Annotated in this window: 28 protein-coding genes; 9 read left to right on the top strand and 19 right to left on the bottom strand. The window is 35.4% G+C overall.

The features are described from left to right. Positions 1–85 precede the first annotated feature (85 nt). The 5 genes from ABVM52_RS08405 (at position 86) to ABVM52_RS08425 (ending at position 3,683) form a co-directional block, all read left to right on the top strand. Complete coding sequence (locus ABVM52_RS08405) at positions 86–1,300, top strand: aminotransferase class V-fold PLP-dependent enzyme (RefSeq protein WP_405384972.1); 1,215 nt, start codon at positions 86–88, stop codon at positions 1,298–1,300. A gap of 73 nt (positions 1,301–1,373) precedes the next feature. Next, a complete protein-coding gene (locus ABVM52_RS08410) occupies positions 1,374–1,799 on the top strand; it encodes a SufE family protein (RefSeq protein ID WP_159302676.1) in 426 nt (141 codons plus the stop codon). 5 nt (positions 1,800–1,804) lie between these two features. Further along, on the top strand, positions 1,805–2,137 hold the full coding sequence (locus ABVM52_RS08415; protein WP_210708020.1) for an SUF system Fe-S cluster assembly protein: 333 nt from the start codon (positions 1,805–1,807) through the stop codon (positions 2,135–2,137). A gap of 41 nt (positions 2,138–2,178) precedes the next feature. Then, positions 2,179–2,685 (top strand): DUF2480 family protein, encoded by a 507-nt coding sequence (locus ABVM52_RS08420; RefSeq protein ID WP_405384973.1) that lies wholly within the window; start codon positions 2,179–2,181, stop codon positions 2,683–2,685. A gap of 71 nt (positions 2,686–2,756) precedes the next feature. Continuing rightward, positions 2,757–3,683, top strand: a complete 927-nt coding sequence (locus tag ABVM52_RS08425) for a DUF3078 domain-containing protein (RefSeq protein ID WP_405384974.1) — start codon at positions 2,757–2,759, stop codon at positions 3,681–3,683. A 282-nt stretch (positions 3,684–3,965) separates the two neighbouring features. On the opposite strand, the gene hflX is transcribed toward ABVM52_RS08425, so the two are convergent. Beyond that, positions 3,966–5,177: a GTPase HflX gene (gene hflX, locus ABVM52_RS08430; protein ID WP_405384975.1), complete on the bottom strand. Its 1,212-nt coding sequence runs from the start codon at positions 5,175–5,177 to the stop codon at positions 3,966–3,968. Between the two features lie 74 nt (positions 5,178–5,251). Here hflX and ABVM52_RS08435 point away from each other — a divergent pair, with 74 nt between their 5' ends. Further along, positions 5,252–6,229, top strand: a complete 978-nt coding sequence (locus tag ABVM52_RS08435; RefSeq protein ID WP_405384976.1) for an endonuclease/exonuclease/phosphatase family protein — start codon at positions 5,252–5,254, stop codon at positions 6,227–6,229. Between the two features lie 228 nt (positions 6,230–6,457). Further along, positions 6,458–8,590, top strand: coding sequence for a S8 family serine peptidase (locus ABVM52_RS08440; protein WP_405384977.1), 2,133 nt, complete (start codon positions 6,458–6,460; stop codon positions 8,588–8,590). A gap of 1 nt (position 8,591) precedes the next feature. Here the strand turns inward: ABVM52_RS08440 and ABVM52_RS08445 are convergent, their stop codons facing one another. The 11 genes from ABVM52_RS08445 to ABVM52_RS08495 all read right to left on the bottom strand — a co-directional run bounded on the left by ABVM52_RS08445 (position 8,592) and on the right by ABVM52_RS08495 (position 16,819). Further along, on the bottom strand, positions 8,592–9,101 hold the full coding sequence (locus tag ABVM52_RS08445; RefSeq protein ID WP_405384978.1) for a DUF3124 domain-containing protein: 510 nt from the start codon (positions 9,099–9,101) through the stop codon (positions 8,592–8,594). A 93-nt stretch (positions 9,102–9,194) separates the two neighbouring features. Beyond that, a complete protein-coding gene (locus ABVM52_RS08450) occupies positions 9,195–9,917 on the bottom strand; it encodes a 3'-5' exonuclease (protein ID WP_405384979.1) in 723 nt (240 codons plus the stop codon). Positions 9,918–10,177: 260 nt separating this feature from the next. After that, positions 10,178–10,675, bottom strand: coding sequence for a tetratricopeptide repeat protein (locus ABVM52_RS08455; protein WP_405384980.1), 498 nt, complete (start codon positions 10,673–10,675; stop codon positions 10,178–10,180). A gap of 37 nt (positions 10,676–10,712) precedes the next feature. Next, positions 10,713–11,477, bottom strand: a complete 765-nt coding sequence (gene map, locus ABVM52_RS08460) for a type I methionyl aminopeptidase (protein WP_405384981.1) — start codon at positions 11,475–11,477, stop codon at positions 10,713–10,715. Positions 11,478–12,087: 610 nt separating this feature from the next. Continuing rightward, complete coding sequence (locus tag ABVM52_RS08465) at positions 12,088–12,543, bottom strand: GNAT family N-acetyltransferase (RefSeq protein WP_405384982.1); 456 nt, start codon at positions 12,541–12,543, stop codon at positions 12,088–12,090. Between the two features lie 69 nt (positions 12,544–12,612). Then, positions 12,613–12,996, bottom strand: a complete 384-nt coding sequence (locus ABVM52_RS08470; protein WP_405384983.1) for a hypothetical protein — start codon at positions 12,994–12,996, stop codon at positions 12,613–12,615. A 366-nt stretch (positions 12,997–13,362) separates the two neighbouring features. Further along, positions 13,363–13,758, bottom strand: coding sequence for a lipocalin family protein (locus ABVM52_RS08475; protein WP_405384984.1), 396 nt, complete (start codon positions 13,756–13,758; stop codon positions 13,363–13,365). A gap of 172 nt (positions 13,759–13,930) precedes the next feature. Then, positions 13,931–14,602, bottom strand: a complete 672-nt coding sequence (locus ABVM52_RS08480) for a DUF6624 domain-containing protein (RefSeq protein WP_405384985.1) — start codon at positions 14,600–14,602, stop codon at positions 13,931–13,933. A gap of 45 nt (positions 14,603–14,647) precedes the next feature. Then, entirely contained in the window at positions 14,648–15,211 is a 564-nt protein-coding gene (locus ABVM52_RS08485; RefSeq protein WP_405384986.1) for a hypothetical protein, read from the bottom strand. A gap of 164 nt (positions 15,212–15,375) precedes the next feature. Then, complete coding sequence (locus ABVM52_RS08490; protein ID WP_405384987.1) at positions 15,376–16,461, bottom strand: serine hydrolase domain-containing protein; 1,086 nt, start codon at positions 16,459–16,461, stop codon at positions 15,376–15,378. A 22-nt stretch (positions 16,462–16,483) separates the two neighbouring features. After that, entirely contained in the window at positions 16,484–16,819 is a 336-nt protein-coding gene (locus tag ABVM52_RS08495; RefSeq protein ID WP_405384988.1) for a DUF6249 domain-containing protein, read from the bottom strand. A gap of 141 nt (positions 16,820–16,960) precedes the next feature. Here ABVM52_RS08495 and ABVM52_RS08500 point away from each other — a divergent pair, with 141 nt between their 5' ends. Both ABVM52_RS08500 and ABVM52_RS08505 read left to right on the top strand, forming a co-directional pair. After that, positions 16,961–17,545 carry an RNA polymerase sigma factor gene (locus tag ABVM52_RS08500; protein WP_405384989.1) on the top strand — a complete coding sequence of 195 codons (585 nt, stop codon included), beginning with the start codon at positions 16,961–16,963 and terminating at the stop codon, positions 17,543–17,545. Further along, positions 17,532–17,930 carry a hypothetical protein gene (locus tag ABVM52_RS08505; RefSeq protein WP_405384990.1) on the top strand — a complete coding sequence of 133 codons (399 nt, stop codon included), beginning with the start codon at positions 17,532–17,534 and terminating at the stop codon, positions 17,928–17,930. The genes ABVM52_RS08500 and ABVM52_RS08505 overlap by 14 nt, the downstream gene beginning before the upstream one ends. Before the next feature lie 552 nt (positions 17,931–18,482). Here ABVM52_RS08505 and ABVM52_RS08510 read toward each other — a convergent pair. The 7 genes from ABVM52_RS08510 to ABVM52_RS08540 all read right to left on the bottom strand — a co-directional run bounded on the left by ABVM52_RS08510 (position 18,483) and on the right by ABVM52_RS08540 (position 25,089). Further along, entirely contained in the window at positions 18,483–19,316 is an 834-nt protein-coding gene (locus ABVM52_RS08510; RefSeq protein ID WP_405384991.1) for a hypothetical protein, read from the bottom strand. Between the two features lie 315 nt (positions 19,317–19,631). After that, positions 19,632–20,012: a hypothetical protein gene (locus ABVM52_RS08515; protein WP_405384992.1), complete on the bottom strand. Its 381-nt coding sequence runs from the start codon at positions 20,010–20,012 to the stop codon at positions 19,632–19,634. Between the two features lie 580 nt (positions 20,013–20,592). Next, positions 20,593–21,078: a hypothetical protein gene (locus ABVM52_RS08520; protein ID WP_405384993.1), complete on the bottom strand. Its 486-nt coding sequence runs from the start codon at positions 21,076–21,078 to the stop codon at positions 20,593–20,595. A 201-nt stretch (positions 21,079–21,279) separates the two neighbouring features. Next, positions 21,280–21,699: a hypothetical protein gene (locus ABVM52_RS08525; RefSeq protein WP_405384994.1), complete on the bottom strand. Its 420-nt coding sequence runs from the start codon at positions 21,697–21,699 to the stop codon at positions 21,280–21,282. 392 nt (positions 21,700–22,091) lie between these two features. Further along, positions 22,092–22,568 (bottom strand): methylated-DNA--[protein]-cysteine S-methyltransferase, encoded by a 477-nt coding sequence (locus ABVM52_RS08530; protein ID WP_405384995.1) that lies wholly within the window; start codon positions 22,566–22,568, stop codon positions 22,092–22,094. Between the two features lie 6 nt (positions 22,569–22,574). Next, a complete protein-coding gene (locus tag ABVM52_RS08535; protein WP_405384996.1) occupies positions 22,575–23,708 on the bottom strand; it encodes a CNNM domain-containing protein in 1,134 nt (377 codons plus the stop codon). A 37-nt stretch (positions 23,709–23,745) separates the two neighbouring features. Beyond that, the gene (locus ABVM52_RS08540) at positions 23,746–25,089 is read right to left on the bottom strand and encodes a serine hydrolase domain-containing protein (protein ID WP_405384997.1); all 1,344 of its coding nucleotides are present in this window, start codon (positions 25,087–25,089) and stop codon (positions 23,746–23,748) included. Position 25,090 lies beyond the last annotated feature (1 nt).

The following is a 25,090-nucleotide window of genomic DNA, read 5'->3' on the forward strand; positions in this document are numbered from 1 at the left end:
ATAGTGAGACTTTAATACAAAAGGAGCGGTACAATACCCGATATGTTTTCATTATCGGGTATCTTTGTATATAAGAAGATTGGCTATGTTAGATATTAAAAAAATAAGGGAAGATTTCCCAATTCTTAAGCGTGAGGTAAATGGCAAACCGTTGGTCTATTTGGATAATGCCGCTACATCGCAAACTCCACAGCAGGTCATAGATGCCATTGTAGATTATTACCAAAACTACAATGCCAATATTCACCGTGGGGTGCATACGCTTTCACAAGAAGCTACCGATAAATATGAGCAGGCTAGGTTAAAGATTCAAAAGCATTTTAATGCTGTAAAGTCGCACGAGATTATTTTTACGTCGGGTACCACCCATAGTATTAATCTTGTTGCCAACGGATTCTCTTCCTTGATCAAAAAAGGAGATGAGGTTCTGGTATCTGCTATGGAGCATCATTCCAATATTGTGCCCTGGCAGATGTTATGTGAGCGTACCGGAGCTGTTTTAAAAGTAATTCCAATGAACCAAGAAGGGGAATTGCGAATGGATGTGTATGAGGACTTACTTTCAGATAAAACAAAATTGGTTTTTTGTAACCATATCTCAAATGCATTAGGGACCATTAATCCTATTGAGGAAATCATTGAAAAGGCACATCAAGTAGGCGCTGCGGTGTTAATAGATGGCGCACAGGCTACACCACATTTGGTGCCGGACATACAAGCTTTAGATGTTGATTTTTATACCTGTTCCGCCCATAAAATATGTGGACCAACCGGAGTTGGTATGTTGTACGGGAAAGAAGAGTGGTTGAACAAATTACCGCCGTACCAAGGTGGTGGTGAAATGATCGCCGAAGTCACTTTTGAGAAAACTACCTATGCCGATCTACCCCATAAGTTTGAAGCCGGTACACCCAATATTTGTGGAGGTATTGCTTTTGGTGCGGCATTGGATTATATGAATGCCCTAGGTTTTGAGGAAATTGCCAAATATGAGCATGAATTGCTGGAATATGCTACGCAAGAATTGTTGAAAATAGACGGACTCAAAATTTACGGAACGGCAAAGAACAAGACTTCCGTAATTTCATTCAATATAGAGGGTATACATCCTTATGACATGGGTAGTATTCTAGATAAATTGGGTATTGCGGTACGTACGGGTCATCATTGTGCACAACCAATTATGGATTTTTATAAAATACCCGGTACCGTGCGCGCGAGTTTTGCATTTTACAATACCAAGGAAGAAGTAGATGTATTGATTGCCGGTGTGTTGAAAGCTAAAAGTATGTTGTTATAGAACAAAGTGTTATCGATACTGTTAAGGTTTGATATGCTTCAATTGTTATCGTATTTTTGTATAAAATAAAGCAATGGAAATTAAAGAGATACAAGAGGAGATTATAGACGAATTTTCCATGTTCGATGATTGGATGCAGCGGTATGAATACATGATAGAATTGGGTAAATCCCTGCCGTTGATCAAAGAGGAATATAAAACAGAAGACAATATCATTAAGGGGTGCCAGAGCAAGGTGTGGGTGCATGCCGAACTTGAAGATAATAAATTGGTTTTCACTGCTGATAGCGATGCTATAATCACTAAGGGAATTATTGCCATTTTAATTAGGGCATTCAGCAACCAAAAACCACAAGATATTTTGGATGCGGATACACAGTTTATTGATGAAATTGGGTTAAAGGAGCATTTGTCGCCTACACGGGCAAACGGTTTGGTGAGTATGATCAAACAATTAAAGTTATACGCAGTGGCGTATCAAACACAAATTGAAGAATAGAAATTATGAGTGACGAAAATATAGCAGAGGATAGTGCAGAATTAGGAGAAAAAATTGTTCGTATTTTAAAGACGATCTATGATCCGGAAATTCCTGTAGATATCTACGAACTAGGGTTGATCTATGACGTTTTGGTGAACGAAGATAGTGAGGTTAAGATATTGATGACTCTTACTTCGCCAAACTGTCCTGTGGCGGAATCCTTGCCTGCAGAGGTAGAGGAAAAAGTAAAGTCTTTGGATGCCATTAAAGATGCTGAGGTAGAAATTACTTTTGATCCACCTTGGACACAAGATTTAATGAGTGAAGAGGCCAAATTGGAATTAGGCCTATTATAAATTCTTGGGCTATGCCAGATAAGAATAAAATGTAAAGGGTCATGCAAGAGGAAATTATCAATAGAGTTGCGCAGAGCAAGTTGATCACCTTTAATCTGGAGGATTATTATCCTGAAGGAAATAGAGTGGCGTTGGATATCAAGGATTGGCTTTACGAAGGTTTTATTTTAAAGGAAAAAGAATTTAGGGCATATGTACAAGAGCATGATTGGTCTCAGTACAAGAATGCCTATGTAGCTATGCACTGTTCCACAGATGCCATAGTACCTGGATGGGCATACCTATTATTAACGATGCAACTAAGTCCATTTGCCAAAAAAATTGTTCAGGGTAGTTTGGCGGACTTGGAAACCTTGTTGTACCAATCTATTTTGGATGATTTGGACTTTGCGGAATTTCAGGATAAATCGGTAATAATTAAGGGGTGTACCAAAAAGCCCGTACCGGCAAACGCTTATATTATTCTGGCCGATAAATTGAGACCAATAGCCAAATCCGTTATGTATGGAGAGGCTTGTTCGGCCGTTCCTCTGTATAAAAGAAAATAATAAAATCCTAATCAGAGATTTTATTTACAATTCTTACCTTTGCGCCACTATAAACTATAAACATTAATATCATGAAGAAGATTGTTTTAACCCTGGCCTGTGCTTTGGTAACAAGTATTGGTTTTTCACAAACCGAAGAGGAATTAAAGGCGCAAATAGGTCCAAAGAAAGATTCTATTGCGGCCATACAGGGTAGAGTAGATGCCTTACAAGGGCAAATAGATAAGTTACCGGGATGGAAAAAAGGTGCCTTTGGTACTATTGGTGCCAACATCAGCAGCTTTAACAACTGGTACGGTCAAGGTACACCAGATTTGTCTTCTGGTAATATTGGGGTGACTTTGAACGCATTTGCTAATTTGACCCAAGAAAAATTCTTTTGGAGAAATTCAGGTAATATCAACCTAGGCTGGGTAAAGTTTGACGATAAGAACGATCCAACAGACGATGACAGCTTTAAGCAAGGTACAGATGTATTCAATATTTCATCTTTATACGGTAGAAAATTAAGCGAAAAATTCGCTATTTCCGGATTAGGGGAATATAGAACTACCATTTTAAACAATTTTAACGATCCTGGCTATTTGGATTTAGGTGTTGGTGCTACATGGACACCTATAGCAGATCTAGTTGTGGTAATCCACCCATTGAACTACAATTTTGTGTTTAGTGATAACGATGCGGTTTTTGAGTCTTCTTTAGGTGCCAAGATCGTTGCGGATTACACTAAAAAGATTGGAGCGGTAAACTTTAAATCTAATCTTTCTATGTTCCAAAGCTATAAGAGTGGTGATCTTTCTAATTTAACTTGGATCAACTCATTTGGTTACACGTTATGGAACGGTATTGGTTTAGGTTTTGAATTTGGTTTGCGTGACAACAAGCAGGAAGCTTTAAATTTTGCATTGAACCAAACACCTGCAACGGCTACTTCTTTTGATGATGTAGATAACAAATTGCAAACCTATTTCTTGGTTGGACTTAACTATGCCTTCTAAGCGTTTAGAATAAACAATAAATGTATTTAAATAAAAAAGCCCTCTTTTTAAAGAGGGCTTTTTTCGGTTAAGTAATTATCGTAAAATTTGGGATTTTACTTTTAGTTCTAAATAAGTTAAATATCGATTTGGGGTCAACACTTATACTTAAACACAATGTAAAATTAGACCAATACTTTAGTTGTCGATAATTTATGTTGTGAACCAACTTTAATTTGTGGTGAAATTTATCAATGGTTTTATTTCATCGATGAACTACACTTTTTTAATTATAATTGGTAATTAATACTGATCTAAATGCTCAGGATATAAAAAGTTGTTATACGGAAAACGGGTTACATGAATATCCCTTACTTCATTATAGACCCTCTTTCTAAATTCATCCAAATTCTCTTTGTTTAGGGCAGAAATGAATAGGGCACGGTCTCCAACCTTTTCCATCCAGGTATTTTTCCAATCAGCAATGCTAAAATGTTTTCCAGTGCGTTCCGTAATAAGATCATCCTCGTCTATGGTTTCATGTTCATACTGATCGATCTTATTGAATACCATAATGGTCTTCTTTTCCGAGCTTTTAATTTCAGAAAGAATTTTGTTCACGGATTCTATATGTTCCTCAAATTGTGGGTGAGAAATATCTACCACATGCAAAAGCAAATCGGCCTCCCTAACTTCGTCCAAGGTACTTTTAAAGCTCTCTACCAATTGTGTGGGCAGTTTTCTAATAAATCCTACCGTATCACTTAAAAGAAAGGGCAAATTACCTATAACCACTTTTCTTACGGTGGTATCTAAGGTAGCGAACAACTTATTTTCCGCAAAAACATCACTCTTACTGATCACGTTCATGAGGGTAGATTTACCTACATTGGTATATCCTACCAACGCCACCCTTACCAAGGCGCCACGGTTGCCCCGTTGGGTCTCCATTTGGCGGTCAATTTTGGTCAGTTTCTTTTTCAGTAGCGTAATACGGTCCCTAACAATACGTCTATCCGTTTCAATTTCCGTTTCACCGGGTCCACGCATACCAATACCCCCTTTTTGACGTTCAAGGTGGGTCCATAGTCCGGTAAGTCTAGGCAAGAGGTATTCGTATTGGGCCAATTCTACTTGTGTGCGTGCATAACTGGTCTGGGCCCTTTGTGCAAAAATGTCCAAGATCAAACTGGTACGGTCAATAATTTTACAACGTAATTGTTTTTCAATGTTTCGTTGTTGCGCCGGTGTCAGTTCATCATCAAAAATAACAGAGCCTATTTCATGCGCTTGTACATATTTCTCTATCTCCTCCATTTTACCCGTACCAATTAAGGTTTTTGGATTGGGAATATCCATACGTTGTGTAAAACGCTTATAAACTTCACCTCCGGCGGTATAGGTAAGAAACTCCAGTTCATCTAGATACTCCTTTACCTTTTCCTCATTTTGTTCTTTATTGATGATCCCAATAAGAACCGCTTTTTCATAATTTGTTATCTTCTTTTCTATCATAATAATGTAAAGTGCAAAATTAAGCATTTAGCTATAAGCCATTTCGTATTTTTATTGATTCAATAAAAAGTTACATGCGCATTCCTTTTTTTAAGAAAAAGCCTAAAAAGCAACAATATACCGTGGCATTCTACAATGTAGAAAATCTATTTGATCCACGGCGTAATTCCAAGATATTAGATAGTGATTATACGCCTACCGGAATTAAGAAATGGACCATGGAGCGCTACCAACGTAAATTAAAGAAATTGGCAAAGACCATGGTACAAATTGGAGCGGACGGTTTCCCTTACCCACCCGCTATTCTAGGTTTGGCCGAAGCCGAAAACAATCAAGTGCTCAAGGACCTTTTGGAAACCGAGCCATTAGAGGGATTAGGATATGGCTTTGTGCATTTTGATTCTCCCGATGAACGCGGTATTGATACGGCATTAATGTACCGGAAAAAATTCTTTAAGGTAATCCATGCAGAACCACTTGCCTTAATGGTAGATAATGCGGGCGGAATAAGGGATACTACAAGGGATATTCTGTATGTGAAAGGGGAATTAAATAAGGAACTGATTCATATGTTCATTAGTCATTGGCCTTCTAGACGTGAAGGGGACGTGGCTACAGCCTATAAGAGGGTTGCGGCTGCAGAGGAAATCATTCAGCGAATAGATGTTATTAAACAAACGGAACAAGACCCTAATATCATTGTAATGGGCGATTTCAATGATGATCCTTCCTCAGAAAGTATGCAACTACTCAAAAATAAGGGTGAACTCTTTAACCCTATGGAAAGATTACATATTCCCGGTAGCCAAGGCACTTCTGTCTATAATATGAAATGGAATCTCTTTGATCAGATATTGGTGTCCAGCTCCTTCTTTAATTTTGAAAAAGGGACGCATAGTTTTGATGAAGCAGCCATCTTTAAACATAAATCCTTAATGGAGAAAAAAGGAAAATATAAGGGTACTCCGTATAGGACTTTTGTGGCCCATAAATATATGGGCGGGTATAGTGACCATTTCCCAGTGTACGCTATGTTTACTTATAACACATAAAGTACGTTTTGATGGAAAATGCCTACACCACAGAAAAGTGAGGTTTCACAACAACTTTGCTAGTATGCCAGTGTATTTCATCGAATAAATCATACCATTCATAGATAGTGGTAAAAGGATCATATATTTGTAGTCTAAATCTTACAGACCTACCAACCTATGAATATCCGTATTAAAACGTACCGCAGTTTTAACATACTTCTTGTATGTTGTGCACTATTTTGGGGTATGCAGGTAGTAATTGGTCAGACTATTGATCAACGTTTAAAGATTACCGGCAATACGAACATTTCTACCCTAGATAATTTCAAAACAAGCTTACAATTAGAATATGATGCCAAAACATTACGAATAAAAAAATTGGCAGCTCAAAATAATTGGAAGTTAAAAGAAACCTTGGAAAATGGTAAAAAGGTGTCATTACAGGAAATAGGTGATGACGGTACACCCTTATATTATGAAACCTATGCAGATGAAGCGGGATTTGTTTCTAGGGCCACTACCTTAAACACAAATGGACTTTTGGGATTAAATCTTGATGGTGAAAATTTGGAAGTAGGTGTCTGGGATTCTGGCGTTGCTTTGGAGAACCACGTGGAATATACCACAAGAATGCAAATTGGCGATGAAGGTGCCGAGGTAGATAGGCATGCTACCCTTGTTACCGGTAGTATTATATCAACAGGTCTTAAAAGAGAAGCTAAAGGGGTTGCCAATAAGGCAAAGGTGGTTAGTCATGATTGGAGCAGGGATAAAATAGAGGTTGCTGAGGCTGCTGCCAATGGTATGCTACTTTCCAATCATTCTTACGGAATAATGGCAGATAGGGTACCGGATTGGTATTTTGGCGCCTATACCAAAGTGGCTCAGGATTGGGACAAGATTATGTACAACGCACCATATTATTTAATGGTTTCCGCAGCCGGTAACGCGCAAAAGAGCAACGACAATGCCTTACCTTTATTTGGTAAGATCAATGATGGTTATGATGTCTTGTTAGGTTTTACATTGGCTAAAAATGGTATTACCGTGGCCGGTGCAAATTCTGAAATAGATAGACATGGTAATCTTAAAAAAGCCACTGTTTCGGGGTATAGTAGTTTTGGTCCTGTAGACGATGGTAGAATTAAGCCGGATCTAGCGGGTAACGGTTCTTCTATTCTATCTACGGATTCATATAGTTCCACTAGTTATAATATTTCTTCCGGTACGTCTATGGCCACGCCTGGTGTAACCGGGTCATTGCTGCTTTTACAACAGTATCATGAAGAGCTATATGGTAGTTATATGCGTGCGGCAACCTTAAAAGGCTTGGCACTGCATACGGCAGATGATGTAGATGCACCTGGGCCTGATTATAAAATGGGTTGGGGCGTAATGAATAGTAAACAAGCGGCAGAGCTGTTATTTAACAAGGATTTTTCTAGCTATATAGCCGAAGAAACATTAGAACAAGATGCCACTTTTTCTATGGATGTTCGGGCAGAGGAAGGCCAGACCCTTAGTGTTTCTATTTCTTGGACGGATGTTGCCTGTAGTTTTGTCAATAAAGGCGAACTGAACAATACCACCAAGGCCCTTGTCAATGATTTGGATATAAGGATAACCCAAGACGGGAAAACATTTTTACCATGGAAACTTGATCCTGCTAAAGCCAGTAATGCTGCAAGTAGAGGAGATAATCAGGTAGACCCTTTTGAACGTATTGATATACCTAATGCCAGAGGAAATTATACCATTACCGTTACCCATAAAGGAAAGCTACAAAGCAATGTTCAGGACTTTTCCTTAATTCTTAGCGGTGCACAAATGAATGGGTGTACGGTAGAGGCTCCTGAGAAAATTGAAATAGAAACGGTAGACGATGCCCAATTAAACTTTACTTGGGAACAGAATACCGATGCCCTTTATGAAGTGCAATACAAGCAAGTAGGTGAAAACGAATGGACTACCGAATATGTTAGTGAAAACTCCTTTTCTTGGAACGGATTAGTAAAGGAACAGACCTATACCTTGAGAATTAGATCGTTTTGTTCACAGAATGTAGCTTCTGAATATGGGTATGCCGTAACATTTACCTTTAGTGGTGAAGAAACGGTCCTGAATAGCTTCAATTCGTTAAATGGTGGATCAGAGGTTGCTTTTACGGTGTTTCCCAATCCAGCGTTTGATGAAATTCAATTAAACGTAACCACTACGGATACTACCATGTATAGGATCGTGAGTACAAATGGGGTAGCCTTAAAAATGAATAAGGTAACTAATTCTAGAATAGATGTTTCTGACCTACCACCTGGTCTGTATGTGCTGCAAGTTCAAGATTTTGGATTTAGAAAAAGTACCAAATTCTATAAATATTAAACTATTGAATACGTCTGCTTTGTGTGGTAAAGGAAAGTCCCTGTTGGCCTACGGTAGAATTCATGACTCCTTCAAATAACGGTTCCGGGCACCCTACAGGTGTTTTCCATTCAAAAATAAAATTGGATCCCGTACCTCCTTCAACATCCATTTCATCAATTATAATTTCAGTAGTTTCCAATGGGGCCAAATAAATAGGGTGTTTAAAATAACTTCTTAATGCGGCGCCATGGGTATCAAAATAGGCCCCTTTTAATAAGTAAATGGTATCTTTTTCACTGGTGTTCCTTAAACTGACCATAGCGGTTAGGTTATGGGTTTTATGCTCGCTACTGCTATAAATTTGCGAGTAGATAGATAAATAGGATTTACCATGTACCAAAGAATCCTTTGTGGGCACCGTAATTTCTCTCTTAGACCAATTTTCAGGATTTATAGAGCTTATTTCCTTTTCTTGCATACAGCCTGCAACCAATGCAATTACTGCGAATACTACCATGTATTTTTTCATAAATAAGACACTTTTAAAACCAGGGTGACCCCAACAAAATTACATTATTCGTCCAGTTTTTATATCGTTCGGTGCTATTTTTTAATTTAAACCTTAAGGGTTGCTTACTTTCTTTATTTCATCACTTTTTAGTACTTCCTGATTTCTAAGTCGCAGATATACTTGGGCTGTGGTCACCACATCCAACTCACAATACTTTATTATCCTTTTAAGATTGTTTTCCTCATAATATACGTTCCTTACCATGCTGCCATCAATATCTTCTTTTGGGGAGGGTATCCCTAGAATATGCGCCATTAATTTTAAGGAGGTATAATGCTTGTAATCTCCAAATTTCCATAACTCCATGGTGTCTATATGGGGGACTTCCCAAGGTTTTTTCCCGAACAGGTCTAGTTTTTGTGGTAAGGATATGCCGTTTATGATCATTCTGCGGGCAATGTAGGGAAAATCAAATTCCTTACCGTTGTGCGCACAGAGCACATACTTGGCATGATTAAAATGTTCATCCAATAGATTTTTGAAATATTGCAAAAGTTTTATTTCCTCTCCATGAAACGTGGTAACCCTAAAATTTCTAGCATCACCTTGAAAAGTCATATAGCCTACGGATATACAAATAATCTTACCGAATTCTGCCCAAATACCGGCACGCTCATAAAATTCCTCTGCTGTTATTTCGTCTTTTCTTTGGTATTGGGTCTTATGCGCCCAAAGTTCTTGGGTAGTTTCATCCAATTGGTCAAACGAACGCTTTTCCGGTACGGTCTCAATATCTAAAAACAAGATATTTTCAAGATGTATTTTGTCTGGCATAGATGGTTAAGATACTAATAAGTAGATAATTATGGTAATTTCAAATTATTTACTACTCAACGTAATCGTATATATTTTAGCTTCAATGGCCCATCTGCTTAAGCCCGTATAACCCATCATAGAATGATTTTCGATAGATGACTCATAAATGCTTACCAGACGCTGATAAACAAGGCGTTAGCGTAAAAAACGGAAAGGGTATCCATTAAAAATGTATAGCATTAGCTCTAGTAACGATAGGGTATAGGAGGGGTATTTGTTTAGTTTTTGGAAGAAGGTGTTTGTTCAACTGAATTCATCATGTTAAGTGCCGATTTTGCCAGACCACTACCGGGGAATTCCTTTAAAGTGCGCTCATAGTATTCCTTGGCTTTGTTTCCGTCACCAATTTGAGAATAGCAATATCCAATATTGGCCAATGCCATTTCTCTATAGGACATTTTAGAGGAACTCAACAATGTTACCATTCTATACTTGTCAACCCATTCATGTTTGCTAAAGAACGTGTAGCTCTTCTCAAAGTCGGAAATGGCTTCTTTGTAATTTTCTGAATTATTGTTTTTTATCCCATTTCTATGGTCTTTAGAAATTAGGTTTCTTAAGATGAATGAGGTTAATATATAGGTTATTGCACCAAAAAGAAATGCATTTTCTGGATAAATCTGATACCATAACCAGACCATACCCGCCATAATTATTAAATGCGGAATTATTGCGATATAATTGATTTGTCTAACCTTAGGTGTTTTAGAACTCATTGTTGATCTCTATGTTTTGGTGGGGTAATTTTCTTTTCTAATTCCAAATGGCATTGGATTTGGTCAATATCACGGGGTCCTTATCCGTAATTAAAATGGTTTGTTCATGTTGGGTTACATACCCGCCTTTGTTACCAACCAATGTCCAGCCATCATTTAATTCTACTGCTATGGTAGATTTTGTTGAAATGAACGTCTCTATGGCAACTGTGGTATTTTTTTTAAATCTTTCACGATTTGTCCTGACCCTATAATTTAAAATGTTGTCCGGTTCTTCATGTAAACTTCTGCCCACACCGTGGCCAGCGAGGTTTTTAATGACTTTAAATCCAGATTTTCTTGCTTCCGTTTCTATAATTTGTCCAATGTCCGCTATTTTCACCCCTCCTTTAATGTTCGTAATGGCTTTTTTTAGAATGTCCTTAGAAGCATCTACAAGTGGCTGATGGTTATGAATGTCTTTTCCAAGAACAAAGGAACCGCCATTGTCTGACCAAAACCCATTCAACTCTGCCGATACATCTATATTTACCAAGTCACCTTCTTGAAGTATTTTATTTTCAGAAGGAACACCGTGGGCAACTTCTTCGTTAACACTTATGCAGGTATAGCCGGGGAAATTATAGGTTTCATAAGGTGCAGACTTTGCTCCATAGCGTTTTAAGATGTTACCGCCATAATCGTCCAATTCTTTTGTGGACATGCCAACTTTAGCATACGTTCTCATTAATTTTAGTGTAGTACCTACGACTTCACTAATTTTCTTCATTCCAATTAATTCAGATTCTTTTGATATGGACATGTTGTTCTTTTAATTTGCAAGAAGCGTATTTATAATGATTTGTATTCTTTAAACATAAAGATAGCTTTTTGCGTAGCATATTTGTTATAGAAATTCGCAAGCAATAAATTTTGGATGTTTTGTTACATGGATGGATGCAATTGAAATCCCTCTTTATATTTTAGATGCGTACCTGATATGCAAGAAATAAGCATCCCATAATAATGGCAATGTTTATACCCGCTCTTACTATCCATGGATATTTTGAGTAATCAATTTTTGCATAGTCACTCAGCACCACACTAAGTCCCATAAATAAAAACCACGGAGTTAATAGAAGAATAAACTCCCATTTTAATAACATTCTCGCTAGGTCATGGAGGAATCCGCAGACAACAAAAGTGAGTATAAGCGATAATGATTTAGGCAATATGAGTTTAAGCGGTTTAAATATATATAGCCCCAGATAATACCCCCAGATTGGATTCCAGTAGTGCCAAAATACCGAGAACTTACCCGCTCCCAGAGACCTGCTCAACATATTACGAAGCGAATGGCTGTTACCCATTGGTACCCCATTTCTTCTTTTTACGTAATCGGATAAATTCAAACTATTAAAATTTAAAGGATATTAGCTGTTAGAACTTCTACTCAATGCCATATGTAATGTTGGGTATGGTTTGCCAGAAGAATCCAACGCTGAACGATTTATAGTTTTAAATCCACAATGTTTATAAAACCCTACAGCTTGTTCATTCTGTTCATTTACATCAACTTTAGTTACCTCTAAGTGGTCAATAGCATATGCTAATAATGTTTTTCCTATTTTTTTGCCTCTATATTCAGGGTGAATAAATAACATTTCTAAATTTTGGTCTGCTACTCCAAGAAAGCCAATTATTTTTTCATCATCATTACGTATACCCCTTAATTCAACCGCATCTAAATACGTATTTAAAATTAATGGTTTAAAGTATTCAATATCCTCTTCTTTTAAAAAGTGGTGTGTTGCCCTAACTGAAGCTTCCCAAAGTTCAACTACACTTTTATATTCTTCTTTCTCTATAGTATCAATTTTGTTTATCATTTTTCTAGTTTGTGCTTCCGCTGTATATTAGAATGACCTGGATTGATGACCGATATAAGAACAGGTCTTTTAATAATCTACACCATAATAAATTCCTTTGTCCAAGTCACATTTTTTTAAATACGCTAATAAAATCTTTTCTTGGATAATTCCTCTGCTACCAAAAAAGCTTATACTATCATTGTCTTTATGTACTAAAATAACAACTGGTTCACCTTCCTTGAGTATGTAAGGAGAATATATTTCATATCCTTTTGAAGGATTTTCTTTTTCCAAATTATAGATAAAATGAATATCTTTTTTTATGAAGTTATTTATAGCACTTTTTTTGTAAACTTTTGTAATTATACCTTGTACAGGAAGGAAGTCTTCATCATTATAATCCTCATAATCACGCTTATCTTTATGATTACAGCTTATAATTATAAAAAACAAGATGATAATCTTTTTCATTGGTTATGGTCAGTATTGTACAAGCTGTTACTATAAAATAGTTATTTACTATAGTTTTAAAATAAAGTAAAGCTGGCGCATATAAACGTCAATTTTAGATAGGCACGGTAATTAGTTCGTAAACACATATATTACCAGCAATGTAATCAAACAAAATAAAATGAAGTAGTCCTGAATAAAAGAAGGCGAGTTTTTTATGAATTGAATAGTTGATAATCCATGTAAATAACTGCTCAAAACAAGGTTATGATTCCGTAGTGTTATAAAAATTGCAGGGTTAAAAAACCTATTGGTTTAATTTTTATTAGCCTATTAGCAGGAGAGAGGGTAATAATCGGATGATACGTTAAGTCGGAAAGGATATGTTCAATTTTTAATTTTGCTCAAAATAAACTTATCGGTATCTAGTGCAACTATTTTAAAATTTTGGCCTTGTAGATCAATGGGTACCGTACTTGAAAGCTGCATGGATTTTTCATTGATTTTCCATGTTCCTTGCGAGTAAAATTTTGACATATTTTTCCCGTTAAGACATTTTAGAACATAAGAATCTGTTATGGTACTGTCATTTGAGATGGTCAAGATGGATCCATAGTCCATATTTGCATTTTCAATTCTTCTATATTCCAATAGTTGCTCGTTATTTTCATCGGATAATAACCAAGACCCTTCTAAATGCTCCAGCGCCACCTTGTTGCTTTTACATGAAAAAAGTACGGTTATCAAAAACAAGCCCATTACGTATCTACCGGTAGTTTTCATAATCATTGCTATTTAGAATCAAAACGTATTTTCATACGTTTATCGCTGTTTAACAGAAAGTTACAAAAAATTTTCGAAAGGTCTTATGCTGTTTTTTAAAAAGGGTAGGTCTTAGGAATCTGCTAAGTACACATTTGGCGTTCCTGAAATACCAACGTTTTTTACCTTTTGTTTAGTGGTTTTCCTTATTTCTTTCAAATTCTGCGGTTCGCTGTAGTTGTTCCTCAAGGTTCCATTCAAAATCAAATCTGTTCTTTAGAAATATAGCAATGGAGTCCAGACCAATTTCTGTTCTTCTTTTATCTATATTTTCCGGGTCATAAACGGGCCATAGATTAAAGCTTTTGGTTTCTGGGTAGTATTTCATTTGTCCCCCATAAATTTGTAAATCGCCCCTTTCTGTGGCAATTCTATCTTCTGCTCGTACAAGGAACCTGGGTTCCAATTTTTTCTCTTTTACGGCTTGCCGCATTAGTGGTAGGTAGTGTATGCGCACGTCATTGTCAGCATGTTGAATAACATTGCAAAGGGTCCAATTGCCTTGTTCCCCGGCCATTTCTTTGGTAGGCCAGCCATAGGTGTCCAAAATATCTTTAACGCGTCGTTCATTAATGCTGTGGTTGCGCTTATAGATGGCTTGTTGTTGCTTTACTAAATCCGATTCTGCACCATACAGCTTCATAAGCGAATCTCGTAACGTTATGGGGCCTTGTTCCATATTCCAGATGGTATCCAGCACTGCAATGAGGTTTTCCTGATGCTCCACCGCTTTAGGGGCCTCTTTTGACTTGTTTTTACACCCACAACTCATTAGTACCAGTAAACCGAATATTAATTTCTTCATGTACTTAAAGTTAAGCAATTAAGCCTTTATTATTTTTGTGCGATGTTACCTGGGGATTTCATCCGCAATTTCTTTCAATAATTTTGCGGTTTTTGAATTTATATCTCCATTGTACACCACATCCGATGCTTTTTTATCCGTCAGCATTTGGTAAAATATGCAGGCGTTTAAAAATGCACCATTGGTATTTGGGTGGATGTCATCCTCATAAAGTTCAATTTCAGGAAAGGAGGTCCTAACTTTAAATACTTTGCTACTGTGGTTAGATTTTAGGAGGTCGTTTTCTTTGGCAAGCCAATCATACGCCTTGTTAATTTCCGTAATCTCGTGCTCCAAACTCTCAAGAACGGGGGAGCAGCATTTTTCTTTTTCTATGGATGGGTCAATTGAGCGGGATGCATAGCAGTATTGTTCCGGATATTTATTTTTAGAGGGCCACGTGTTGAAAAGTATAAACTTGCAATTAGGATTGGAAACTAACTTTTTAATCTCGGAAATGGCCTTGTTGGTTCTAAATTCCCTGTTTTCCGGGATTAAAACATTTACGAGCCATTGAAAATTCTGAAGGAAATTTCCAAGTAGACCAAAACCAAGCAATTGTTTATACACGTTATTAACCACTTCGTTTTTTTCTAGCTTAGATTAGTTTGTCAAATTTCAATTTAGTTAGAAGTCAATGTAAGATTTTAATTTTTCCATTTAGCTATTTCGTACTTTCAATCAGACAAAGAAAATTGCATTAGCCTAGGTGTTTTTTTAAATCAATCACTTTTTTAATTCTTTAAAGTTAACAATGCAATATCTTTAATTACTTGTGTTGGTGAATTGCAATCACAATTACTTAAACCAATAACATAAATATCCTTACTTGGAATATAAACTCCCATTGATTTATAACCAAAAATACTTCCTCCATGTTGTCTTGTTTGGTTGTTATGCATTTCTTTTAAATGCCAACCATAACCATAATTGAATTCTTCGTCATTATTTAATTTGTATTTGGTGAACGCTTTTTCTGATGTTTTTGAATTTATCAAAAGATTTTTGTTTAATGCATTTTGCCATTTCAACATATCATTTACTGTTGACATTATTGAGCCGGAAGAAAACGGAATACTATAACTTATTTGAGTTTTATTTACATATCCATTTTTTTTCTTATGATAACCATAAGCTCTTTTGGGTATAATTTTTCTATCACTACTATAATAAGATGTAGTCATGCCAGCTATATCAAAAATATTTTTTTGGATAAAATCTTCATAGCTTTCTCCGGAAACAATTTCTATAATATATCCCAAAAGCACATATCCCGAATTATTGTAGGCAAACTTTTCGCCGGGTAAAAATTCTACAGGTTCATTTTTAAAAAAATCAACCATCATTTTTGGTGTCATTTCTTTTTTTGCAATACCCCAAAGAGATTTCATTTTTGTAAAACTTTTAATTCCAGAAGTATGTGTTAATAAATGATGCAAGGTGATTTTGCTCCCCATAGGATAATCTGAAACGTATTTAGAAACTGGGTCATTCACATTTAATTTGCCTTTTTCTTCTAATATTAGAATTGAAATAGCCGTAAATTGTTTTGTCATGGAGCCAATTTGAAATACATTTTCAGAAGTTAAATTGACATCTAGTTCTAGATTGGCTTTTCCTAGTGATTTTTGATAAATAGGTTTTCCTCCTTTTGCAACTAAAAATTCACCACCTGGTCCATTTTTATCATTGAATACATGTAGAAGTAAACTGTCTATTTTAGATTCAAGATCTTGTGCAGCAACTGGATATGCCAAGTTGCTAAAAATGATAAAAAAAGTTACATACAGATGGGGTAATTTATAATGTATACCTTTCATTTTATAGTTCTTGATTGCTTAATTATTTATCTAGATTTTCGGTCATTTTATAACCTACAAATAATGATACACCTGCCATTAAAAATATCATTGCAGGGTAAATGGCACCTTTATCAAATGTTGTGTAAATAGATAACAGCAGTGCAATAAAAACGCCAATGCCAATCCCCATTAACAAAAGTGCTAGATTTAAAAGAATTATTTTCTGAAAAGAATTACTGTTCTTACCAAAAATACTTGCGTCTGCTCCTTTTTCAATAAGCGCTAGACGTTCTTTGTTTCTAGTAGATAAATAAAGGTAAACGATACCGAAAATTGCTAAAAACAAACTTATTGGAATTAAAATATTAGTGTCCATAATTTTTATATTTAAATTGATTAATAATTAAGGTGTTCATTAGCTATGACGGCTATAGTTTCATTTTGGTTACACATTATTAATAATTTTTTTAAGAGTTATGTGTAACCATTTGCGGTTTATTGTCGTCTTATCAGTTATATGGGTTTTATAAACGACCAACATCATATTAATCTAATATTAGAAGGAAATACAAATGAATTTTCTGTGTTGGTAAATCAATACAAGAACTTAGTCTTTACACTATCATATAAAATATTAAAAAGTAAAGAAGAAGCAGAAGAGGCTTCACAAGATACTTTTGTAAAAATTTATCGTTCATTGCATAAGTTTAAAGGAGACGCTAAATTTTCAACTTGGATTTATAAGATAACTTATAATACCTGTTTGGATAAATTAAAAAAATGTAAAAAAATAAACTCAACTATTTATATAGAAGATTTTAATAAGCATCAAGTACATGCAATGGAAGATGTTCTAAACAATATTGATGATAAAGAAAGAAATCAAAAAATACAAGAGTGCTTGTTTCTTTTACCCAGTAAAGAAGCATTTTTATTAACCTTATATTATTTTGATGACCAGTCTACAGAAGAAATTGCTAAGATTTTGGATTGTAGTGCTAATAATGTTAAAATAAAACTATTTAGAAGCCGAAAAAAACTGGCTTCAATCTTAAAAAGGCAATTAGAACCCGAAATACTTGCATCTTATGAAAGAAAATAACGATAAACTTTTAGAAAAATTAGTAGATAAGATGATGAAAGATTCTCCAGTGGAATCCCCTTCTTTTGATTTTACAGCAAATGTAATGTCTAAAGTTTTTAAAACTAATGAAGCTTATTTGTACAAACCATTGATTCCTAAATCGGTTTTCTTTATCATTTTTGTAAGTGTTATTCTCTTGTTTATGTACGCTTTTATTAATGGTGAAGCATCAACAGATAGTTGGGTTAATCATTTAAATTTCACCAAGGCTTATAGTAAGTTATCAATTTCATTTTTAAGTGTTTCAAAAGAGACAACTTATATAATTTTCGCAGCAACTTTAATGTTTTTAGTTCAAATCACATTCTTAAAAAAATACTTTGACAATAAGAAAATGTTCTAATTTAGAAAATGAATTTTTTAATTTTCAAGTAATGAATGGTAACGCAGCGCTATGTACGACATCTGCGAAAACAATGGGCGAGTAGTAGCGTTGGCAAAACGAGATGTAGCACTTAGGGTCAACGTAGGAGTCACGAGCGTAGCGAACACATGAATACCTATTAAAAACAATAAACAAGTTTATGAATAATGCAACAACATCGGTTAGGCTAAGCGTAGTGCGGAAGTAGGGAAACTTTTCGTTTCCGTCTGCGCACGAAGCTAAAGCTTATTGTTTAGTTTTATTTTTTCTTGTTCTACAGCTAAATCCATAAGATTTAGCGACTTTATAAATATATACAGACCTTTCGTTTTTGCCCTAAAGTCCGCATTACGTTTAGGCATTGAGGCTGTTGCACAACCATAAAATAGGCTTAAAAATCTATTTTTTTAAGTTTATCAAAATCATAAATAATTGGTTGTAAGATATTTAATTTTGTCAAACCATCTTAATATCATCTATTTATTTTAAAAAAGGAGTTGTGCAACGGTTACCATTGTTACCAAACGTTTTTTATTTCAAATCTTCATTTATTGCAATTAACATTAATCCTTCAAGAGTATACCTTCTATAAAATTTCATAAAAGCCATAAAGAAAATGTATGCTATTAATGATAATAACGATAGAATAATTATGATTGTTAAATTACCTAGTTCGGAAAAATGGGTGAATATTATATACCAAAATGAAATTGTTGTAATCAGGGTTAATGTTCTTAAAAATCCATAAAGAACCACATAATTGACCATTTTGAATTGATGATTTTTGGAATGTTCAAAAGTATAATGTGTAATTATTCGATGAAAGTCATAATCTCTAACTTTTATGACGTCATATCCATTTAATTGTCCATCCGCTAGTCGATTAAATAATTTCTGCCCTTTTAAAATAATTAAGTCAATTAGAAATTTATCCAATTTTCTAGTGTAGAAATTTTTAAAGCCTAAAACTTCTCCAAGAATTAAATCAAGAACAGTAACTGGAAACACAATTAGGATTAAGCAAATACGCCAAACTATACCTCGTTTGCTTTTGGTAGCCCAAAAACCAGAGTAGTCAAATCCAAGTAAGTATTTTGAAGGATAATTATATTTCCAATTTGCATAACGTTCAATTGTAATAGAAGATATAAAGTTTAGCAAATGACCGAGAGAATAACTGATTATTATAAAAAATAGGACCTTATCTAATTGAAAGTCATTGTTCTTAGCTATAAAGTTTTTTAATTCAAAATTCTCTGATAGATTTTCAACATAATCTATAAAGAGAACTAAATAAAATAATAATGCGCCTGGAATAAAATAACCAAGAAAATCATAAAGAGAAAATGGATTTTGTCTTATCATATTATTATTTCAAATGTTTGGTAACGTGTTTGTGTATGATTTCGTTGCGTGTTTCAGCAACTAATTTAGCAAATACACACCGAATAGAAAATCCGTGAGGATTTTCGTAAGTAAGCGAGTACTAGCAATGAATTATACACGTTGTGCTTGTTGCATAACCATAAAATAAGCTTAAAAACCTTTTTTTTTAAGTTCATAAAAATTATAAACAGTTGGTTGTTAGATGTTTAAATTTGTTAAACCATCTGAATATCATCTATTAATTTTATAAAAGAAGTTGTGCAACGGTTACCGTTGTTGTGCAAAGTATTTTTTCTAATTACTCTTTAGAATTACAATAATTTTCATTCTTGGTAAATTCGTATCTGGATTAATACTTTTACTCAAAAACTCAATCTTAATATTTATAATCTCGTATTCAATTTCATATTCCGCAATGTCATCTTCCAATTCGTGTTTTTTCCTAAACTCAATTGACCAATTTGATTGAGATAAATATATTTTATCGCCAATTTCGATGTTATAAATATTCACATCATCGAAATTATACTTTGTATTTATTGTGTTCTTTAAATGTTCATAGAAAAATGCTTCTACACCAGTATAATGGCTCGTTTCAAAAGTGTCTTTTTGTCTCTCGATTTTGGTTTCAATTTCTAAAAAGTCATTCAGATATGCTTGTTCTTCGTCATTCATAAAAATCCGTTTAATTCAATTTCTTATTAGTTTATATTTTCGTTGTTAATTTTTTAGTTCGTTTTTCGTTGCGTTCCGATATTTTGCACAACAATCATATATCTGCACAATTACACATATACCCTAATTTCGATGTATATGTGTATTAGTTTATTTTTCTAATCACTAATATACTATTCAAGAATAAACCTACAATTATTTGCGTATTTTCCATTACGGAAATCTATAATCGGCTCATATTTAACAGGTTTCAAAGGAAAAGTTAGGAAAGTGTTCTTAAAATTAGCAAACTAAGTACCTAGTCTGTTCGGGCAGAATATTTTCGTAACATCGCCAGGGTGGAGCGCCCACAGGGGAGTTATATGAAGGGTAAGCGGCAGAGCACGGTAGCGCCCGTTTTGGGAACCTTGACCCAGTTCATGGGACTGAGGAAGATACATACCATCGCATTCGCACTGGCGAACATTGACGTTCTACTACCAACAGGCTAAAAAAAAGCCTCTTAAAGAGGTTTATAATAATCCATTTTGTTGCCGGTCAAGGGCTTGTGTAACGGTTACTATTGTTAGGCATTAGTTATTTATTTTCTATAGAATGTACTACCACTTTGAGTTATGTTACCTGTTACATCAGCGAATTTAAGAGTAAGGATATTATTTTCAATTTTAAAAGTTTTATTGATTTTGTCGTTTAAAACCTTTTCTGATATTGTTTCTCCATTAATTGTTGTAATTTCTTTTTCATAAATTTCAGTAACTACATCTTTGTTTATAGAATAGGTTCCTAAATACGATGAAACCGTTGTATCTAATATCATTTGGTTTTCATATGATGTAATGGTTTCATTAATGACTATAAGTGCTCCATTAGATGTATATTCTAATGTATTAGTTTGTGTCATTTTAAAATTTTCATCTCCGCTAGATTCACTTTTATTTTCCCAAATTCCAATTATGGAGTGATCAATATCGTCTTTATCACAGGACAAAAAATTGAAACATACCATAGAAATAAAGGCTAAAGTAAAAGTCTTTTTAAAAGGAATATTGTTTAATAATTTGTTCATTTATTGATTTTATTGGTGCTATCGTGTTCGTATAAGATTATTTGCGTGGTTTAAGCACCTAATTTAGCAAATACAAACCGAATAGAAAATCCGAGAGGATTTTCGTAAGTTGGCTTGCACTTGCAATTAATTTTATACGGTGTTGTAAAACGTTATTATTCGATTTCTATATTCAAAACGGACTTTTTCGTTCTAAAATTGTTAGCTTTTATTAAATTCAATTCCGACTATACTTTCCGACGATATATTCTGATTTTTATTCTCAATTAAATATCCGTTAACATAAACATCATTTTTTTCATTCAGTCCAAAAAAGATATTCAGTTCCTTCTGTGTTTTTTGTTTAAATTCGTGAGTGACATTAGCTATTACAATTCCAGCATTTTTTTCGTTTTCAATAAACAGATAAGTAGCGCTTAATTTTCTTTCTTTGAAAATATTTAGTTCCAGAACTTTGTCAGTCGATATTTTGTTTAACAAATCAATACCTCCAATTATAGAGTCGTTTATTATTAAAATTGGTTTTTCAGCTTTCATTATGCTCATTTTTGAATTCTGATTTTGAGCGTAAGTTGAAAATCCGATAATTATAATTAGGAACAATGTTAATGTCGATTTCATTTAGTTTTTTTAATGTTTTACAACAATCGTTTATTTACACAATTGTACATATACCCCTAATATCAAGGAATATAGATAATAGCTGATTTTTCTATTCGCTTATATCCTATTCGAGAATAAACCTACAAATATTTAGGTATTTTCCATTACAGAAATCTATAATCGGCTCACATTTAACAGGTTTCATAGGATAAGTTAGGAAAGTGGTCTTAAAAATCACTAACCAACCACCTAGTCGGTTTTGTGTGGAAAGATGTAAGTACACCATGTGAAATGCTAGGATAGGTGTTACTGGAACATTGACCTAATGCATGAATTCCTTCATTTAGAGATGAAGTAGGGCCATTAACCGACTAAGCGGTTTGTTTTTAAGCAGGTAATCAAAATGGGTTTTAAAACAAACTTTGTTGTTTGTGCGGACTTTCATGCTCCAAAAGCCATTTTTTTCTATGTAGACCGCCCGCATATCCCGTAAGGGCGCCATCACTACCTATGACCCTATGGCAGGGCACCACGATCCATAACGGATTTCTACCATTGGCCGAGCCTACCGCCCGTATGGCCTTGGCATCGCCCAACTGTTTGGAGAGCTGAAGGTAAGATAGGGTTCTCCCATACGGTATGGTTTCAAGGGCTGCCCACACCTTTTTTTGAAATTCTGTGCCTTGCGGATTCAGTTTTAGGGAAAACTCCTTGCGGCTACCTTCAAAATATTCGTTGAGCTGGTATACGGCATCCTCCAATGATTCTGGGATAATATCGGTAAGGGGTTCTTCGGTATTTAAGATGACAATAGAGGATATTCCATCGGCATCACCAACAATTTTGGCAATACCTAGCGGAGTCTTTATGAATGCGGTATCCTCCATGGGTTTTTATTCTTTATCGGGACTGGGCTCTGCCGGTTTTTCTATCACTCCGGATTCTTTAGCGCGTACTTCCCAATTCTTACGGGCCAATGCCTGCAAATCGGCTATATTATCGCTCTCGTCCATAATTTCCAGCCCCAACAAGGTTTCAATAAGGTCTTCCATGGTTACTAGTCCGCTGACCGATCCATATTCATCTACGACCAAGGCAATAGCCTCGCGTTTTTCAATCAGGGTCTCGAACAACGTGGGGATGGGAGTGCTTCTACGGGTCACCAGAATCTCACGTTTTATTTCCTTTAGCGGAATATCACCATTCTGGTTGATCATTTCCTCCAAAATATTATCCTTGAGGACAAAACCGGTAATATTATCCATCTTATCCGTAAAGACCGGAATACGGGAAAATCGCAATTTCTGGTTATCCTTGAAAAAATCTGCAATGGTCTTCTCTTCTGATGCTATTTTCATTACCGCCCTAGGGGTCATGATATCCTTTACGAGAATATCCTCAAAACGGAGTAAATTTTTAATAATCGTAGATTCCGATTTTTCAAATACACCTTCCTTGTGGGCCATATCTGTCATGGCATGAAAGTCTTCCCGGCTTAAAACGCTGCCATGGTGTTTGCCGCCACCCACCATTCTGGTAAATAGGCGTAACAGCCATAACAGACCGGTATATTGTAGGCCTACGACCATAATTTTCAAGGTCTTGGCAGAAAAGTTGGCCAATTGTTTCCAGTAGGTGGCCCCTATGGTCTTCGGAATAATTTCCGATGCTACTAAAATTAAGATGGTCATAATGGTAGATACGATTCCAACCATAAGGTCTTCGGTAAATTCCATACCAAAAAGAGACCTGCTTTGGTTGCCGTAAAGGTCCGCATAGGCCGCTTTTGCCTGTACACCCACCAAAATGGCACCTACTGTATGTGCAATGGTGTTAATGGTAAGTATGGCGATCAAAGGCTGGTCAACATCCTTCTTTAGCTCTTCCAAGGTTTTGGCATAGCTTTTACCTTCCTTAAGCTTCACGTTAATAAACGTGGGCGTTATGCTCAGTAATACCGCTTCTAATATTGAACATAGAAAGGAAAAGAAAATTGAAATTAATGCGTAGAAAATTAATAGTCCCATACGGTTGTTTTAAACCTCTAATATATCAATAAATATACTAAGGTGTGTGCTGTAAAACGTTATCAAATGCCTTATAAAATACTTGTTGAATAGCAGGTCTTATGTTTAGGTCGTAAATATTGCGGTTTTCACGGGTGGGATATACCCTGTTGGATAGAAAGATATACACCAATTGATGTTCTGGATCTGCCCAAACAAAGGTACCGGTAAAGCCACTATGACCAAAACTAGATGCACTTACCTGGGCTGCCGGATAGGCATTCGCCAAGGTAAACTGATCGTTGTCCAAATAAGGTTTGTCAAAACCCAAGCCTCTTCTATTATCATTTTCCGGATATTGAACCCGTGTAAATTCTTTTACGGTGTTTTCTAGTAAATATCGTTTACCATTGAAAAGTCCACCCTGCACATACATTTGCATGATAATCGCCAAATCTTGCGCGGTGCCGAACAACCCGGCATTACCTGAAATACCGCCGAGGAGCGATGCATTTTCATCATGTACCCAACCCTGGGTCAAGGTATGTCTATAGATAGTGTCTACCTCCGTAGGAACAATGTTATTGCTGAATTTTTTGGTACTTGGGAGAAAACCGAAGGTTTTCATACCAAGTGGTTTATAAAATTCCTGTTCCATATATTCCGCATAGGGTGTCCCTGTTAACTGCGTAATCAACTCCGGAAAAATGAGGAAGGACAACCCTGAGTATTTGTATTTTTTCTCCTCAGAAACTTCCGACCGATTAATCATGCGATACATTTTTCTATGGAACCTGTTTTTAACATAGATTCCGTCAAAAGCTTCGTTGCTAAATCGTTTATTAGGAGTCCTACGGATGAACCTCTTTTTAAACCGACCGTTATTTTTTAAGGTCTTGCTCAAGTACACAATGTAGGGTTCTAGTCCTGCTTGATGCGCTAATATCTCGCGAAGCGTAATTTTTGCTTTGTCTTTCTGTCTTTTCCAGGGTTTCCAATAGGTGCTAAAAGGGACATCCAAATTCAACTTGCCTTCATCTACTAATTTCATAATAGCAGGTAGGGGACCTAAAATTTTGGTGACCGATGCCAAATCATATACATCATCTAAGGCGACAGGTTGAATGCTATCGTAGGTATGAAATCCGTAGGCGTTATGAAAAATGATGTTTCCTTCTTTAGCAACCAAAATCTGAGCACCTGGAAAGGCCTCATTTTTTATACCATTTGTTATAATACTGTCTACTTTGCTGTAAATGGCGATAGAATCCAATTCATAGGTCGCCAAGGAAGCTTTTTGTAAACTAGAACCTACCGGAAGCAACAAGGGTTTGTCTTCGCTCTTCTGGGCAACCCCAATCAAACAAAATAAACCGAAAAGTATAAACAAATAGCTGCGCATA

It is taken from the genome of Maribacter sp. LLG6340-A2, assembly GCF_045057105.1.
GTDB lineage: Bacteria > Bacteroidota > Bacteroidia > Flavobacteriales > Flavobacteriaceae > Maribacter.